14 protein-coding genes are annotated in these 15,464 nt (G+C 62.5%); 11 read left to right on the top strand and 3 right to left on the bottom strand.

Translation table 11 applies throughout. From position 1 onward, the window contains the following. Positions 1 to 141 precede the first annotated feature (141 nt). On the bottom strand, positions 142 to 348 hold the full coding sequence (locus tag IHV84_RS02580; protein WP_157019663.1) for a hypothetical protein: 207 nt from the start codon (positions 346 to 348) through the stop codon (positions 142 to 144). Positions 349 to 627: 279 nt separating this feature from the next. Between IHV84_RS02580 and IHV84_RS02575 the strand changes: the two genes are divergently transcribed. From IHV84_RS02575 to IHV84_RS02535, 10 genes are all read left to right on the top strand, one after another. Continuing rightward, positions 628 to 1,341 (top strand): YebC/PmpR family DNA-binding transcriptional regulator, encoded by a 714-nt coding sequence (locus IHV84_RS02575; protein ID WP_142080663.1) that lies wholly within the window; start codon positions 628 to 630, stop codon positions 1,339 to 1,341. 168 nt (positions 1,342 to 1,509) lie between these two features. Continuing rightward, the gene (locus tag IHV84_RS02570; protein ID WP_044394862.1) at positions 1,510 to 1,791 is read left to right on the top strand and encodes a DnaJ domain-containing protein; all 282 of its coding nucleotides are present in this window, start codon (positions 1,510 to 1,512) and stop codon (positions 1,789 to 1,791) included. Beyond that, positions 1,788 to 2,363 (top strand): hypothetical protein, encoded by a 576-nt coding sequence (locus IHV84_RS02565; protein WP_066786090.1) that lies wholly within the window; start codon positions 1,788 to 1,790, stop codon positions 2,361 to 2,363. The genes IHV84_RS02570 and IHV84_RS02565 overlap by 4 nt, the downstream gene beginning before the upstream one ends. A 29-nt stretch (positions 2,364 to 2,392) precedes the next feature. Continuing rightward, on the top strand, positions 2,393 to 3,145 hold the full coding sequence (locus IHV84_RS02560; protein ID WP_066786092.1) for a hypothetical protein: 753 nt from the start codon (positions 2,393 to 2,395) through the stop codon (positions 3,143 to 3,145). Between the two features lie 20 nt (positions 3,146 to 3,165). Further along, the gene (locus IHV84_RS02555; protein ID WP_198845677.1) at positions 3,166 to 4,446 is read left to right on the top strand and encodes a hypothetical protein; all 1,281 of its coding nucleotides are present in this window, start codon (positions 3,166 to 3,168) and stop codon (positions 4,444 to 4,446) included. Between the two features lie 477 nt (positions 4,447 to 4,923). Further along, the gene (locus IHV84_RS20260) at positions 4,924 to 5,616 is read left to right on the top strand and encodes a GGDEF domain-containing protein (protein ID WP_233099662.1); all 693 of its coding nucleotides are present in this window, start codon (positions 4,924 to 4,926) and stop codon (positions 5,614 to 5,616) included. Beyond that, positions 5,543 to 5,875, top strand: coding sequence for a GGDEF domain-containing protein (locus IHV84_RS20255; protein ID WP_370541164.1), 333 nt, complete (start codon positions 5,543 to 5,545; stop codon positions 5,873 to 5,875). The genes IHV84_RS20260 and IHV84_RS20255 overlap by 74 nt, the downstream gene beginning before the upstream one ends. Before the next feature lie 316 nt (positions 5,876 to 6,191). After that, positions 6,192 to 7,289, top strand: a complete 1,098-nt coding sequence (locus tag IHV84_RS02545) for an HlyD family secretion protein (RefSeq protein ID WP_198845676.1) — start codon at positions 6,192 to 6,194, stop codon at positions 7,287 to 7,289. Next, on the top strand, positions 7,286 to 10,048 hold the full coding sequence (gene rbbA, locus IHV84_RS02540) for a ribosome-associated ATPase/putative transporter RbbA (protein WP_198845675.1): 2,763 nt from the start codon (positions 7,286 to 7,288) through the stop codon (positions 10,046 to 10,048). Before IHV84_RS02545 ends, rbbA begins: the two co-directional genes overlap by 4 nt. Before the next feature lies 1 nt (position 10,049). After that, the gene (locus tag IHV84_RS02535; RefSeq protein ID WP_198845674.1) at positions 10,050 to 11,231 is read left to right on the top strand and encodes an ABC transporter permease; all 1,182 of its coding nucleotides are present in this window, start codon (positions 10,050 to 10,052) and stop codon (positions 11,229 to 11,231) included. Between the two features lie 80 nt (positions 11,232 to 11,311). Here IHV84_RS02535 and IHV84_RS02530 read toward each other — a convergent pair whose 3' ends face one another. Next, positions 11,312 to 12,580: an amidohydrolase family protein gene (locus IHV84_RS02530; RefSeq protein ID WP_198845673.1), complete on the bottom strand. Its 1,269-nt coding sequence runs from the start codon at positions 12,578 to 12,580 to the stop codon at positions 11,312 to 11,314. A 342-nt stretch (positions 12,581 to 12,922) separates the two neighbouring features. Here IHV84_RS02530 and IHV84_RS02525 point away from each other — a divergent pair, with 342 nt between their 5' ends. Continuing rightward, positions 12,923 to 14,641: a nitrite reductase gene (locus IHV84_RS02525; RefSeq protein ID WP_198845672.1), complete on the top strand. Its 1,719-nt coding sequence runs from the start codon at positions 12,923 to 12,925 to the stop codon at positions 14,639 to 14,641. A 158-nt stretch (positions 14,642 to 14,799) separates the two neighbouring features. On the opposite strand, the gene upp is transcribed toward IHV84_RS02525, so the two are convergent. Then, a complete protein-coding gene (gene upp / locus IHV84_RS02520) occupies positions 14,800 to 15,429 on the bottom strand; it encodes a uracil phosphoribosyltransferase (RefSeq protein WP_044394847.1) in 630 nt (209 codons plus the stop codon). Positions 15,430 to 15,464 lie beyond the last annotated feature (35 nt).

Here is a 15,464-nt window from a genome sequence, read left to right as displayed (position 1 = left end):
CCCAATTTAGCCCATCGGCTTCAAACCCGCTGCTTGTAAAAGCAGTGGGTTTTGTTTTTTTGCTCTCGTGAATTATCTAGCAGGGTAGCCGCCCATGGTTGCAACAGGCGGCCACCCGAGACTCATGCTCCAGCAGTCTCGTTATTTTTTGACACTGGCGCGTTTGGACTGGGGCTTTGCAGTTCGCTTGTGACTTGTTGGTTTCGCCTTGCTGCGGCTGGCGTTGTGGGATGGCTTCATTTGTGAGCTTTTTTGCACAGCGTGTACTTTCGGGCTGTGGTGCAACCCCTTCGCCATGAGGGCTGGTGACAGTGCGAGAGCGAAGGCAAGAACGAGAATTTTTTTCATGTTGTGATTACTTTTGGGTGCCGAGATTGGCGCAGCGATGTTGCGTGAACTCGTGCTTCATGACAATCAATCACAGGGTATTTCCTCCCCTTGGATATTGCTTACATAGAGCCTGCTTCGGAGCAGCAAAGTAGCCCTCGCGGGGCGGCTCGTCAAATCAACGAAAATATGCGGTCGCCGGTGTCTGTCTTCCCTCAGGGTGCAAGACACCTGCACAACACATATCAATGACAAAACAGGGCGCCTGAGCGCGCTACAACACAAAGAAAGAGAAGCACCATGGGCGCGCAGTGGAAAGCAAAGGGCAAGGCACTGGTGGCTGATGCCAAAGGCAAGCTGTTTGGCAAGCTGGTCAAGGAAATCACTGTAGCTGCGCGTGGTGGGGCAGACCCTGCTACCAATTCTCGCTTGCGCTTGGTGGTCGAGCAGGCCCGCAAGGCTTCCATGCCCAAAGACACGCTGGAGCGCGCCATCAAGAAGGGTTCGGGTACAGGCGCTGATGCGGTGAGCTACGAGCGCGTGATTTACGAAGGGTTCGCTCCGCATCAAGTGGCTGTGATGGTTGAGTGCCTGACCGACAACGTGAATCGCACCGCGCCTGAAATGCGGGTGCTGTTTCGCAAAGGGCAGTTGGGCACCTCGGGTTCCGTGGCGTGGGATTTCAACCATGTGGGCATGATTGAAGCTGAGCCCGCTCGTCCTGACGCCGACCCCGAGCTTGCAGCGATTGAAGCGGGAGCCCAGGACTTTGAAGCCGGTGACGAAGAGGGCGTCACCATGTTCTGGACGGATCCCACGGATCTGGATCTGGTCAGCCGTGCACTGCCAGCCCAAGGCTTCACCGTGTTGTCTGCCAAGCTGGGCTACAAGCCCAAGAACCCTGTCAATCCAGCGAATCTCACGGCAGAGCAGCTGGAAGAGGTGGAGAGCTTTCTGGCTGCCATTGATGCCAATGACGACGTGCAAAACGTCTTTGTCAGCCTGGCGGGCTGATTCCAGCTTTTTCAAGCTTCCGGGTTTTCAAGAGGCTGCGCCGCGCACTTGATTTCAAGTGTGCGGCCCCCATTTTTCGCCCGGGGCAAGAGCGCCTGATGAGTGCAGTGCGCACGATTTGCCCCAGGGCCTCAAGCAACCGCCCTGGGTATTCACACAGACAGAACCATGACCGATCACTACTCTGCTTTGGGGCTGGCGGCCCATGCTTCGTTGGCAGATATCAAAAAAGCCTTTCGGCAAAAGGCCTCTTTCTATCACCCGGACAAGAACGACGCCCCGGATGCCGCTCAGCGCTTCGCTGCCGTGCAAAAGGCTTATGAGGTGCTCTCGGACGAGGCCGCTCGCCAAGCCTATGACGATAACCGCCGACGCAACCTGCTGGACGACCCTCTGCAGACCGCCCAGGAAATCTGGCAAACCTACACCCACAACATTCTTGCCCCGTGAAAATCTCCCCTTTTTTCCATGACCTGCGCTCGGCTTATCAGGCCGAGATTGATGACCTGACCCAAGACTCCGAAGGCAAGGATGTGCTGCGCAAGCGGCTGGCCCAAAAGCGTTCGGAGATCGGCTTCTTGGTCAAGATGATGGAGCTGGCCCCGGAGATGGTGGCTGTGGTCTTCCACCAAGGTTTTCGCTTCACCCGCGCTGCTCCGCTGGAACAGGCGCTGGCTGTGGGGCAAGACCATCTGCCACCGTGGGAAAGCCTGAGCACTTGCATCTCCCTGGAGCCCTGGGCAGCAGCGCTGGCCAAGACGGTGCTTGCAGAGCCAGGTGGCGACCGTTTCATGGTGATCGCTGCCGGTTTGGAGTATTTACAGCAGGCCAGGTTTGCGGGTTCGGCTGTGGGTGGCGAGGCAGATGCTGAAGGTGATGAGGACGATGTAGACGACCGCGAGCACGACGATGACTACGACGCACTGAGTGCAGACGATGTCGTGGAACCACACGACAGCCGCAGCCGCGAAGAAGCCAGCGCAAACTGGCTGGCCGACGTGGGCTTTGAGCGCAAAGACTGATCCATTCCCCAACCAATGCACCGACATCCATGAGCAATCACCTGGCCCTCATCACCAAAACTACCAGTCTCATTGCTGCAGGCGACATCGTGGGCGCCGAGTCTGCCCTGGCCGAGTTGGCAGACACCGAAGGCGATAACGCCCTGATGGTCGTGCTGGATCAGCTGGAGCCCAAAGACATCTTGGCCGTCATGCGCGAATACGACGACTCCAAGGCCTCCGTAGTGAACCTGCTGGTCACCCCCGAGCAATTCGCGCGGGCCATGGTGCTTGAAAAGCAATACAAGGACCTGACCCACACACACCTGCGCAACATGGTCAACGCCGTGGTGTTCCGCGACGATGCAGACCCGGTGGAGTTTTTGAACGCGATTGGCAACCTGGAGGGCGGGGCCGAGGCCCTGGCCAATTACTTCGCAGAGAAGTGGAGCCGACTGGAAGCCTTTGCCCGCACCGGCACGTTTGATGCCACCGAGGACTATGGCCCCACGCTGAGCGATGACGAGCTCCTGGCGTCGGGCTATGTGCAGCCCCGCGTGGAGCTCGACGAAGTGGCTGATGGCGACTGGATGCAAATGGCCTGGTTGCTGCGCTATGAATGCCGCGACCTGTTCATTGAGACCTTGCTGGTGCTGCGGGCCAAGGCGCGGGCCTTTGATCTGGGGTTGGACGACGCCGAAGAGCCCGCGGAAGAAGACGACGGCAAGTTTGAGACCAGCGAGACCGACCGCGGCAAGGCCACACCCGCGGCCCGCGTGTCTGATGAAGAATCTGCCATTTGAACGGGCCTGCGAACCAAGCCATGCCTGAAACCACCGATTCCAGCGCTGTGCCAGCGGGCAACGCACTGCAACTGCACGACGCACGCCCGTTCTTCGACAAGGTGCTGGCCCATGGCGTGCGTCGCGGCATCATCGACGCAGAGCGGCTTGCCGCCATCAATGCCGATGCGCCCAAGGGCATCGTGCAGATCGCCCGGTACTTTGGAAGCGAGTTTCTGCGCCCTGAACTCGAAAAAGCGCGGGACCGCATGGTCAACATGATCAGCCTCTACCTGCTGGAGACCACGGGTGGCGACCTCGACAAGGCCGCTGTGTCGCTGCGCGACAACTCGTTGCTGTCGCGTTCCAAAGGCGGGTCCGACATGCTCAAAAAGCTGATCGCCATGCCCGAGAGCAGCAATTTCGGCATGGCGGGTTACGACGATGCGCAGACTGCACTGCTGGCCGTCTGGACGCTTCGCAGCCATGCGGAATACCAGGCCGAACTGGCGCGGCGCAGCCAGATGGCCCAGGCCATCACGGCGGCCCAGTGGCTGGCTGAACAGTTTGACCTGGACACGGACGAGCTGGAGTCTGCCGGGGCGGATGCAGAAGCTGTCATCCGCACCGGCCTCCTGATGCAGGCCCTGGCCCCGAGCGCGATGGCTGCTGGCGAATGGCCGCACACGGTAGGTTTCGAAAAACTGGTGACAGCACTGCGCAAGAAAAAGCAGCCAGCACCCACCGCGCTGCGTTTGCCCCCAGGCCTGCCTGCAGACATGCGCCCGGTGGTTCAGGCACAGTGTCCGGCAGTGCTGGCCGACTTGCCCAAGCTCCTGGATGCGGCTGTGCCGCTGCGCAATTTGCTGCGTCCCATGGGGGCCTTTCGCGCGCGGTACTTTCTGCTGGACGACCCCTTGGCCGAGGTCGATAGCTACCACCGCAGCCTGGATGCACTGGACGAAGCTGCAGAGCCACCGCAGCCCGCCAGCAAGCTATGGACCAAGACCACACAAGGCAACGACGATGAGCATTCGCTGCTCACGCTGTTCTTGTGCGTGGCTGCTGGGGTTCCGAAGAAGACGCTGCTCACCGAAAAAGCTGCAGCCAGCCTGGTGCGCCGCATTCGCAAGCATGGGTGGCAGCCCCCATTGGCGGCTGAGTTCATTCAGGCCCACGCGCCTGGCGTGTACCAAGACGATTACCTGGCGCTGTGGAACGGTTTTGTTCAAGAGGCGACCAGGACCTTGACCAGCGATATGGACTACCAACTGCACGACGCATTGGCGCTGTTGCGTCGGGAGTGCCACGTCGCTGGCTGACGGCGTGGTCGTGTGCTGTGCCGCGTTGTGGTCGCAGACCTGACGCTTCGGTGTCTGGTTCGCGCCACTGCGCAGGGTATAAAAATCTCTGTGCCGTGCTTTGGTATGTAGCCGGGCAGGTTAACATTTAAAAGTCATTTCGGCGGCATGTTCTGAAAAACCTGTCGGCGGTTTGTTGGTGGTGGCTGCTCGACTCCCGGCTACACGCCAGCGGTTTTTGCTACTTCGCTCGCTCCCAAACCGGCGCCTCACGCCCTCCTGCAGTGCACAGTCCCACCCTTATTGCCCTTGCCGCCATCCTCGCGGCGCTGGTCACCGCTGTGCTGCATTTGGTGTGGCGGTTCAACAGGCACATTCCTGGGCTGGGTTTTTGGGTGCTTTCATTTTTGAGCGCCTCCGTTTTTGGTGCCAACCTGCTGGTGCGCGAGCACATGCCCTTGGTGCTTTCTGTGGTGCTGGCCCAGGCAGGCATTGCAGTTGCGGCGTATTGCTGTTTTCTGGGCGGTCGCGTCTACCTGGGGCTGCGGCCTGCCACACCATGGATATGCAACGGCAGCGATTGTTGCGGTGGTGGCATTGGCGGTGTATTTCGCCGTGGGGCATCCCCATCCGGTAGCGCGCTTTGTGCTTTCGGGTTTGGTGGGTGGGGTGTACTTCCTGCTCACGGCGGTGACCTTGGCGCGGGGTGGCTTCAACAAGGTGCCCGCCCGCTACATTTTTGCGGCCATGGTCGGTTTTCATGGCGCATTTCTACTGCTCCGTCCGGCGCTTTTTGGTCTGGCCAGCGCGGCGGATGCCGGGTCCGACATGGCGCAGCGGATTTCGCAGTATGTGGCGCTGGAATCGACCGTGGCCTTGGTGATGATCGCCTTCGGGACCTTGCTGCTGACCAACGAACACGTCACCACAGAACTGCGCCATCTGGCGGAAATGGACTCGCTGACCAACGTGTTCAATCGCCGCGCCTACCTCACGCTGCTGGACAAGGCCATCAGCAACGCCCAGCGCACGCGCCAGGGGCTGCCCGTGCTGGCGCTGGACCTCGACCACTTCAAGAAAATCAACGACACCTGGGGTCATGGCGGGGGGGGAGGATGTGCTGCGCCAGTTTGTGGCCCTGGCCCAGCAGTGCCTGCGCAAGGAAGACGTGATGGGCCGGCTGGGCGGTGAGGAATTCGCCATTTTTCTACCCAACGCCGATGGGCCGGGCGCCGAAGCGGTAGCCGAGCGCCTGCGTGCCTTGGTGGAAAGCCAGCCTTTGCGTGCGGACCACCACGCCATTCCCGTCACGGTGAGCATCGGGGTAGCCCTGTGCACGCGCGGTGATTCCGCCGAGACAGTGCTCAAGCGTGCGGATGCGGCCATGTACCTGGCCAAGCAAAACGGGCGCAACCGCGTCGAAGTGGTGGCGTCTCCAGTGCCAATCTAGGGCGCTTGCGAACGGGGCGCCTCGCAGTGGGAGGGGCGGTGGAGTCGCCTTTCTCTTTTTGCTATTAAAAATGTAGCTATTGGCGCTTTGCTATAGAGCGCTAGAGCCCATTTTGATGTGTATAGCCACTGCCTGGTGCCGCCAAGCTGTCTCTTCACTCCAGGCGCCATGAGCATTGATGCAGGTCAATTGATGCGCGCCCGGCTCCCTGGCTTGTCATGCGGATGGCATAGCATTGACTGCTTCAAGGCTTCACCCGATGCGTGTTCTTGCGCACTGGCCCAGCGGCGTGCGGTGAAGGCCACAAGGAGGAAGCATGAACAAGAAGCTCAAGACCTTTGCTGCCGCAGTGGTGCTGCTGGCGGTACTGGCTGCAGGGCTGGTGTATTGGGCGCCCTGGAAGACCCAGGGGCCCGGCGAGGGATTTGTCAGCGGCAACGGCCGCATTGAAGCCACGGAGGTGGCCGTCGCCACCAAGCAAGCGGGCAGGGTGCTCGACATCCTCGTGGGCGAGGGCGACTTTGTGAAAGCTGGCCAGCCCGTGGCCCGCATGCAGATCGACAGCCTGCAGGCCCAGCGCGACGAGGCCATGGCCCGCCTGCAGCAGGCCCAGCTGGCTGTGAGCAGTGCCCAGGTGCAGGTGGCCCAGCGCGAGAGCGATTACCAGTCGGCCCTGGCGGTGGTAGCGCAGCGCGACAGCGATCTGGATACCGCCAAGCGGCGCCTGCCACGCTCTGAACAACTTGCGCGCGACGGTTTCTTTTCCACCCAATTGCTCGATGACGACCGTGCCAAGGTGCGCAGCCTGCAAGCCGCCCTGACAGCAGCTCAGTCGCAGGCCAAGGCCGCGCAGGCGGGCATCAGTGCCGCCCGCACCCAGGTGACCAGTGCCGAGGCCAATGTGCGCGCGCTGCAGGCCACGCTGGCCCGCATCGACGTGGAGTTGGCCGACAGTGAACTCAAGGCCCCGCGCGATGGCCGCGTGCAGTTCCGCGTGGTGCAGCCCGGCGAGGTGGTGGGCGCAGGTGCCCGCGTGCTGCAGTTGGCCGATTTGACCGATGTGTACATGACCTTCTTTCTGCCCGAAACCGTGGCAGGCCGCGTGGCGCTGGGCAGCGAAGTGCGCATCGTGCTCGACGCCGCACCAAATTTCGTGATCCCTGCCAGCGTCTCGTTCGTTGCCAGCACGGCGCAGTTCACCCCCAAGACGGTGGAGACCGCCAGCGAACGGCAAAAGCTCATGTTCCGCGTGCGCGCGCAAATCCCCAAGGAGCTGTTGGTACGCCACCGCGAACAGGTCAAGACCGGCCTGCCCGGCGTGGCCTGGCTGCGCATTGACCCGAACGCCACCTGGCCCCAGCAACTGGCTGTGAAGGACAGCCTGCAAACCGCAGCCCCCAAGGCCGCACAGTGACCGCACCCGTCGTCACCCTCACGGGCGTCAGCCAGCGCTACGGCGCCACGGTGGCGCTGGAAGACATCGATCTGGAAGTGCCTGCAGCCCGCATGGTGGGCCTGATCGGGCCGGACGGGGTGGGCAAATCGAGCCTGATGGCCCTGGTTGCCGGGGCCCGCGCCGTGCAGCAAGGGCAGGTGCAGGTGCTGGGCGGTGACATGGCCGATGGCCGCCACCGCGATGAGGTGTGCCCGCGCATTGCCTACATGCCGCAGGGCCTGGGCAAAAACCTGTACCCCACGCTGTCGGTGGAAGAAAACCTGCAGTTCTTTGGCCGCCTGTTTGGCCACGACACGGCCGAGCGCCGCCGCCGCATTGACGACCTGACCCGCAGCACCGGGCTGCACCCGTTTCTGGCACGGCCCGCAGGCAAGCTCTCGGGCGGCATGAAGCAGAAGCTGGCCCTGTGCTGCGCGCTCATCCACGACCCGGACCTGCTCATCCTGGACGAGCCCACCACCGGCGTGGACCCGCTGGCCCGCGCCCAGTTCTGGGACTTGATCGCCCGCATCCGCTCCGGGCGCCCCGGCATGAGCGTGCTGGTGGCCACGGCCTACATGGAAGAAGCCCAGCGCTTTGACTGGCTGGTGGCCATGGACGAAGGCCGCATTCTGGCCACGGGCACGCCTGCCGAGCTGATGCAGCGCACCGGCCACGCCAGCCTGGAAGCCGCCTTTGTGGCCCTGCTGCCCGAGGCCAAGCGGCGCGGGCACCAGCCCGTGGTCATCACACCCTTGCAAGCCGATGCGGCGGCAGAAATCGCCATCGAAGCCCAGGGCCTGACCATGCAGTTTGGCGACTTTGTGGCGGTGGACCATGTGAGCTTTCGCATCCAGCGCGGCGAGATTTTTGGTTTTTTGGGCAGCAATGGGTGCGGCAAGTCCACCACCATGAAGATGCTCACCGGCCTGCTGCCCGCCACAGACGGCAAGGCCTGGTTGTTTGGCCAGCCGGTAGACCCTAAGGACATGGCCACGCGCCGCCGTGTGGGCTATATGTCGCAGGCGTTCTCGCTGTACAGCGAGTTGTCGGTAGAGCAAAACCTGGTGCTGCACGCCCGCCTGTTCCATGTGCCAGAGGCCGAGGTGCCCCAGCGCGTGCAGACCATGCTGGAACGGTTTGACCTGCAGGCCGCACGCAGCACCTTGCCCATGCAATTGCCGCTGGGCATGCGCCAGCGCCTGTCGCTGGCCGTGGCCATGGTGCACCAGCCCGAGCTGCTGATCCTGGATGAGCCCACCTCGGGCGTGGACCCGATTGCGCGCGACAACTTCTGGCGGCTGATGGTGGAGCTGGCCCGGCGCGACAAGGTCACCATCTTCATCTCCACCCACTTCATGAACGAAGCCGAGCGCTGCGACCGCATCTCGCTCATGCATGCAGGCCGGGTGCTGACCAGTGCTGCCCCGGCAGACATCGTGGCCCAGCGTGGGGCGGCCACGCTGGAAGAAGCATTCATTGGTTACCTGCAAGAGGCCGCAGGCAGCCCAAGCCCGGCAGAGCAGGAGGCTGATGTGCCAACGCCGGCGGCCTCTGCAGCAACACCCGTGCTGCAAGCTGCGCCCGCGCGTGCTGGCTGGGCCACCCGCTTGCGCCACAGCCTGGTTCGTATCTACAGCACCCAGTGGCGCGAGGCGCTGGAGCTGCGGCGCGACCCGGTGCGCAGCGCCCTGGCCCTGCTGGGCTCGCTGCTGCTGATGTTTGTGATGGGCTACGGCATCAGCATGGATGTGGAGAGCCTGCGCTTTGCAGTGCTGGACCGCGACCAGACGGCCACCAGCCGCGCCTATGCGCTCAACCTGTCGGGTTCGCGCTATTTTGTAGAGCGCCCACCGCTGGTCGAATACGCCGAGCTGGACCGGCGCATGCGATCGGGCGAGCTGTCGCTGGCCATCGAGATCCCGCCTGGCTTTGGCCGCGATGTAGAGCGGGGCAAGCCTGTGCAGATTGCCGCCTGGGTAGACGGTGCCATGCCCCAGCGCGCACAGACCGTGCTGGGCTACGTGCAGGGCATGCACCAACAGTGGCTGGTCGATGCGGTGCGCAGCCGCACCGGCGTGGCCCCCACGGCCTTGCTGGAGGTAGAAACCCGCTACCGCTACAACCCCGATGTGCGCAGCCTGCCCGCCATGGTGCCTGCGGTCATCCCGCTGCTGCTGCTCATGCTGCCCGCCATGCTCACTGCCTTGGCGGTGGTGCGTGAGAAGGAAATGGGCTCCATCATCAACCTGTACGTCACGCCCACCACGCGCACCGAATTTATGCTGGGCAAGCAACTGCCCTATGTGGCGCTGGCCATGCTCAACTTTGGGCTCATGGCGCTGGCGGCCGTCACAGTGTTTGGCACGCCCATCACGGGCAGCTTTGCCACGCTGACGGGGGCGGCGCTGCTTTTCAGTCTGTGCTCCACCGGCATGGGGTTGCTGGCGTCCACCGTCACGCGCAGCCAGATTGCGGCCATGTTCTTTGCCATGGTGGGCACGCTGATCCCGGCCGTGCAGTTTGCCGGGCTCATCAACCCTGTGTCGTCGCTGGTGGGCGTGGCCCGGTGGATTGGCGAGGTTTACCCGGCCAGCCACATGTTCACCATCAGCCGGGGCGTGTTCAGCAAGGCGCTGTCGCTGCAAGACCTGCAGCCCGAGTTCTGGGCGCTGGCGATCTCGGCCCCCGTCATCATCGGCACCGCGATTGCGCTGCTGCGCAAACAGGAGAGCTGACATGCCCGTAAGCCCTTCGTCTGCACCTTCACACGCCCGCAGCCGCACGGCCACGCTGTGGGCGCGCTGCGCCACCATCTTCCGTCTGGGCATCAAAGAGCTGTGGAGCCTGTGGCGCGACCCGATGATGCTGGTCCTCATCGTCTACACCACCACGCTGGCGGTCTACAGTGCAGGCAAGGCCCAGCCAGAGACGCTGAACCACGTGCCCATCGCCATCGTGGACGAGGATGTGTCCACCCTCTCGCAGCGCATTGCCACCGCCTTTTTTGCGCCGCAGTTTGTGGGGCCCGACCTGATTGCCCCGCAGGATGTGGACCCTGGCCTGGACGCCGGCCGCTACACGCTGGTGCTGCACATACCGCCCAACTTCCAGCGCGATGTGCTGGCAGGCAAGGTGCCGCGCGTGCAGCTCAACATGGACGCCACGCGCATGATGCAGGCCTTCACATCCAACGGTGCGGTGCAGCAGATCGTTCAGCTGGAGGTGGCCGAGTTTGTGCAGCGCTACCGGTCTGTGCCTGCGCCTGCCATTGATCTGGCCGTGCGCGCCCGGTTCAACCCGGCTTTGACGCCTGCGTGGTTTGGCTCGGTGATGGAGCTGATCAACATCGTCACCATGCTCTCCATCATCCTCACCGGTGCGGCGTTGATCCGCGAGCGCGAGCACGGCACCGTGGAGCACTTGCTCGTCATGCCCGTCACCCCGGCCGAGATCATGCTGGCCAAAGTGTGGGCCATGGCGCTGGTGGTGCTGGTGGCCACCTGGGTGTCGCTCACCGTGGTGATCCGCTGGGCGATTGGGGTGCCGATTGAAGGCTCGATACCGCTGTTTTTGCTGGGCACGGTGCTGCACCTGTTTGCCACCACGTCCATGGGCATCTACATGGCCACCCTGGCGCGCAGCATGCCGCAGTTTGGCCTGTTGATGGTGCTGACCATGATGCCGCTGGAAATGCTCTCAGGCGGCGTGACCCCGCGCGAGAGCATGCCGCTGTGGGTGCAGTACGTGATGTCTCTGGCCCCCACCACGCATTTCACCGAGCTGTCTCAGGCCATCCTGTACCGGGGCGCGGGGTTGTCGGTGGTGTGGTCGTCGCTGGTGTGGCTGTTGGCCATCGGCGCCGTGCTGTTTGCCCTGGCGCTGGCGCGCTTTCGCAAGACTATCTCGCAGATGGCTTGATCTTGCGCGCCCATTGCTATTGAGGTTGCTATTGATTTGGTAGCTGCTTGCGCTTGCAGGATAAGCGCTGGAGCCGATTTTTACATAAAGTCCACGTTACCGGGCCGCCCAGGCAGGTTCAAAGCTGCCGTGGGCGCGGGCTGGCTCGCTACGCGCTTGCCGCGCCGCCATACGCCCAAGCGCGCGGCCCGCAGGCGAATGGCTTCTGCCGGGTTGCGCGCATGCAGCAGCACAAAGTCCGCGTGGCAGCCGGGGGCCAGGCCGTAGCCCTCCAAGCCCAGCAGGCGGGCAGGGTTCACGGTCACCGCATCAAAGCACTGGCGCATGCCCGCCTGGCTGGTCATCTGGCCCACATGCAGGCCCATGTGCGCGGCCTCCAGCATGTCGCCGCTGCCGCCGCTGTACCAGGGGTCGAGCACGCAGTCGTGGCCATAAGCCACCGTCAGGCCTGCGGCCATCAGCTCGGGCACGCGGGTCATGCCCCGGCGCTTGGGGTAGGTGTCGTGGCGGCCTTGCAGGGTGATGTTGATGAGCGGGTTGGCCACCACGCCCAGGTCGGCCTCACACATCAACGGGATGAGTTTGCTCACGTAGTAGTTGTCCATGCTGTGCATGGAGGTGAGGTGCGAGCCCGTGACGCGGCCGTGCAGGCCCAGGCGCTGGGTTTCAAAGGCCAGGGTCTCGACGTGGCGCGAATGCGGGTCGTCGCTTTCGTCGCAGTGCATGTCCACGCGCTTGGCCAGCTTCGCGGCCAGTTCGCAGAGGATTTTTACGCTCTCGGCGCCTTGTGCCATGGTGCGTTCGAAGTGCGGAATACCGCCCACCACATCCACGCCCATGTCCAGTGCCCGCTTCAGGTTGTCCAGCCCGCCCTGGCGGCGCAGCACGCCGTCTTGCGGAAAGGCCACCAGTTGCAAGTCCAGGTAAGGTGCCACGCGCTGCTTCACATCCAGCAGGGCCTGCACCGGCAGCAGGCTGGGGTCGCTGGTGTCCACATGGCTGCGGATGGCCAGCAGCCCGCGCGCCACGGCCCAGTCGCAGTACTGCAATGCGCGCTGCACGATGTCGTCGTGCGTGAGCTGGGGCTTGAGCTCGCCCCACAGCGCAATGCCTTCGAGCAGGGTGCCGCTTTCATTCACACGCGGCTGGCCGTAGCTCAGGGTCGAATCCATGTGGAAATGCGCGTCCACAAACGGCGGGCTCACCAGCAGGCCGCCTGCGTCCACTGTTTCATGCGCTGGGGCTTGCAGGCCTTCAGTCACTTCGGTGATGCGGCCGTTTTGCACGGCAATCGACATGTTCTGGCGCCCGTCGGGCAGAGTGGCATGGGTGATGAGCAGGTCAAGCATGGGATGAGAGGGGCAGGACGGGTTTTGCTCAGGATACGTTGTTTTTGCGATCTGCAGAGGTGCTGCGCTTCAGTGCTGGGCGCGGGAGATATGCACTTGCATTGTGGTTGCGAAGGCGTGTGTAGCTCTTGATGTCATGGTGATGAAAACGACACGCGGAATCGGGCCACCTGAACCAAATGGGTATCTAACATGAATCATTGATAGGTATCAAAGCGCTGCCGGTTTGGCTGACAAAGAATGCCTCTGAGCCTGCCGAACCCCAGTCGTCGCAGCCCACGGCGGGCCTATTGGAGGGATGGAGATTGAGCCATCTTGGGCCGCGACATACAAGGAGTCCCCATGACAACCCGAAAGCTGGCGCGCCTTGCGGCCCTGGCACTGTCCACTCTGGCTCTGGCCGCCACTGCACAACACAAAGATGGTGCTACGGACCCTGAGGTGAAATACCAGGCAGGTTCTTCACCTCTGGCCGATGTACCGATGTACCAAAGCACGAACCCCAAAGCGCCGAAGATGACGCAGGCCGAGTTCGATCGCGCTCGCCAGATCTACTTCGAGCGTTGCGCTGGCTGCCACGGTGTGCTGCGCAAGGGCGCCACCGGCAAGCCCCTGACCCCTGACATCACCATGGCCAAGGGCACCGACTACCTGAAGGTGTTCATTGCCTACGGTTCGCCCGCTGGCATGCCCAACTGGCAGACCTCTGGTGAAATGGATGAAGCCACGGTGGACCTGATGGCCCGTTACATCCAGCACGACGCGCCTACGCCACCCGAGTGGAGTCTGGACGACACCAAGAAGACCTGGAAGGTAACGGTTGCGCCCAAGGACCGTCCGACCAAGAAGATGAACAACTTCAACATCGAGAACATCTTCTCCACCACGCTGCGTGACACGGGTGAGATTGCTTTGATCGATGGCGACACCAAGGAAATCATCAGCATCATCAAGACCGGCTATGCGGTGCACATCTCTCGCATGTCGGCTTCGGGCCGCTACCTGTTCGTGATTGGCCGCGACGCCAAGATCAACATGATCGACCTGTGGATGGCAAAACCCGACAGCGTGGCAGAAGTGCGCATCGGCCTGGAAGCCCGCTCGGTGGAAACCTCCAAGGCCAAGGGCTACAAGGACAAGCTGGTGATCGCTGGTGCTTACTGGCCGCCCCAGTTCACCATCATGGACGGCGACACGCTGGAGCCCAAGAAGATCGTCTCCACCCGCGGCATGGTCGTGGGCACGCAGGAATACCATCCTGAGCCCCGCGTGGCATCCATTCTGGGTTCCCACTACAAGCCCGAATTCATCGTGAACGTGAAGGAAACCGGCAAGACCTTGATGGTGGACTACTCCAATCTGGACGCCCTCAAGATCACCGAAATCGGTTCTGCTCCGTTCCTGCATGACGGTGGTCTGGATGCTTCCAAGCGCTACTTCATGGTGGCTGCCAACAACAGCAACAAGATTGCTGCGATCGATACCAAGGACGGCAAGCTGGCTGGCCTGACCGATGTGGGCAAGATCCCCCACCCCGGCCGTGGCGCCAACTTCACCCATCCGCAGTTCGGTCCCGTGTGGTCTACCGGCCACCTGGGCGACGATACGATCTCCCTGATCGGCACCGACCCCAAGAAGTTCAAGCAGTACGCTTTCAAGGAAGTGGCCAAGCTCAAGGGGCCTGGCGGCGGTGCTCTGTTCGTCAAGAGCCACCCCAAGTCGCAGCACTTGTACTCAGACGCTCCACTGAATCCTGATCCAAAGATCTCGCAGTCGGTGGTGGTGTACGACATCAACAACCTGGACAAGGGCTACAAGACGCTTCCTATCGCTGAGTGGGCTGACCTCAAGGACGACGGTGCCAAGCGCGTGGTGCAGCCTGAGTACAACAAGGCTGGTGACGAGGTCTGGTTCTCTGTCTGGTCCGCCAAGAACAAGGAAAGCGCGATCGTGGTGGTGGACGACAAGACCCTCAAGCTCAAGAAGGTCATCAAGGATCCACGCCTGATTACCCCCACGGGCCACTTCAACGTCTACAACACGCAGCACGACGTGTATTGATGGCCCAAGGCACTGTGCGGCTTGCCCGCACAGTGGGCAAAGGCATCAGCGCCCTGGCTTGAAAACCGGGGCACAAAAAAACGCCGCAGGGTTTTGTACCCTGCGGCGTTTTTTATTTGCCCGCGCAACGCCTGCGGTGCAGGCGCAGGGCTTTCGCCTTACTTGGTGCCGAAGATGCGGTCGCCTGCGTCACCCAGGCCCGGCAGGATGTAGCCGTGGTCGTTGAGTTCGCGGTCGATGGCGGCAGTGAAAATCGGCACATCGGGGTGGGCCTTTTGCAGCGTGGCCACGCCTTCAGGCGCAGCCAGCAGGCACACGAACTTGATGGAGCGGGGCTTGAGCTGCTTGAGCCGGTCTACGCAGGCCGCAGCCGAATTGCCCGTGGCCAGCATGGGGTCCACCACGATGATGTCGCGCTCTTCCATCTCGGAAGGCATCTTGAAGTAGTACTCGACCGGCTGCAGCGTGTTGGGGTCGCGGTACAGGCCGATGTGGCCCACGCGGGCGCCGGGCACCACGTTGAGCATGCCGTCCAGAAAGCCGTTGCCCGCGCGCAGTATGGAGACGAGCACCAGCTTCTTGCCGTCGATCATCTTGCCGGTCATGGTCTCCAGCGGCGTCTCGATCTGCACGTCCTGCAGCGGCATGTCGCGCGTCACCTCGTAAGCCATCAGCGTGGACAGCTCGCCCAGCAGGCGGCGGAAGCTGTTGGTGCTGGCGTCCTTCTTGCGCATGAGCGTGAGCTTGTGCTGGACGAGGGGGTGGGTGATGACGGTGACGTTGCTCATGAAAAACCTGAATTAGCGAATAGATGACTTGGAAA

The organism is Acidovorax sp. IB03 (assembly GCF_016406015.1).
Lineage (GTDB): Bacteria > Pseudomonadota > Gammaproteobacteria > Burkholderiales > Burkholderiaceae_C > Acidovorax > Acidovorax temperans.
Note: the sequence above shows the minus strand (reverse complement) of the source record. Positions and strands in the feature narration are given on the sequence as shown.

Bases quoted from the DNA above. Each gene is read 5' to 3' on its own strand.
- upp (WP_044394847.1), bottom strand. From the start codon at position 15,429: ATGAGCAACGTCACCGTCATCACCCACCCCCTCGTCCAGCACAAGCTC.
- IHV84_RS02570 (WP_044394862.1), top strand. From the start codon at position 1,510: ATGACCGATCACTACTCTGCTTTGGGGCTGGCGGCCCATGCTTCGTTG.
- IHV84_RS02545 (WP_198845676.1), top strand. From the start codon at position 6,192: ATGAACAAGAAGCTCAAGACCTTTGCTGCCGCAGTGGTGCTGCTGGCG.
- IHV84_RS02555 (WP_198845677.1), top strand. From the start codon at position 3,166: ATGCCTGAAACCACCGATTCCAGCGCTGTGCCAGCGGGCAACGCACTG.
- IHV84_RS02525 (WP_198845672.1), top strand. From the start codon at position 12,923: ATGACAACCCGAAAGCTGGCGCGCCTTGCGGCCCTGGCACTGTCCACT.
- IHV84_RS02560 (WP_066786092.1), top strand. From the start codon at position 2,393: ATGAGCAATCACCTGGCCCTCATCACCAAAACTACCAGTCTCATTGCT.
- IHV84_RS02535 (WP_198845674.1), top strand. From the start codon at position 10,050: ATGCCCGTAAGCCCTTCGTCTGCACCTTCACACGCCCGCAGCCGCACG.
- IHV84_RS02580 (WP_157019663.1), bottom strand. From the start codon at position 348: ATGAAAAAAATTCTCGTTCTTGCCTTCGCTCTCGCACTGTCACCAGCC.
- IHV84_RS02530 (WP_198845673.1), bottom strand. From the start codon at position 12,580: ATGCTTGACCTGCTCATCACCCATGCCACTCTGCCCGACGGGCGCCAG.
- IHV84_RS02575 (WP_142080663.1), top strand. From the start codon at position 628: ATGGGCGCGCAGTGGAAAGCAAAGGGCAAGGCACTGGTGGCTGATGCC.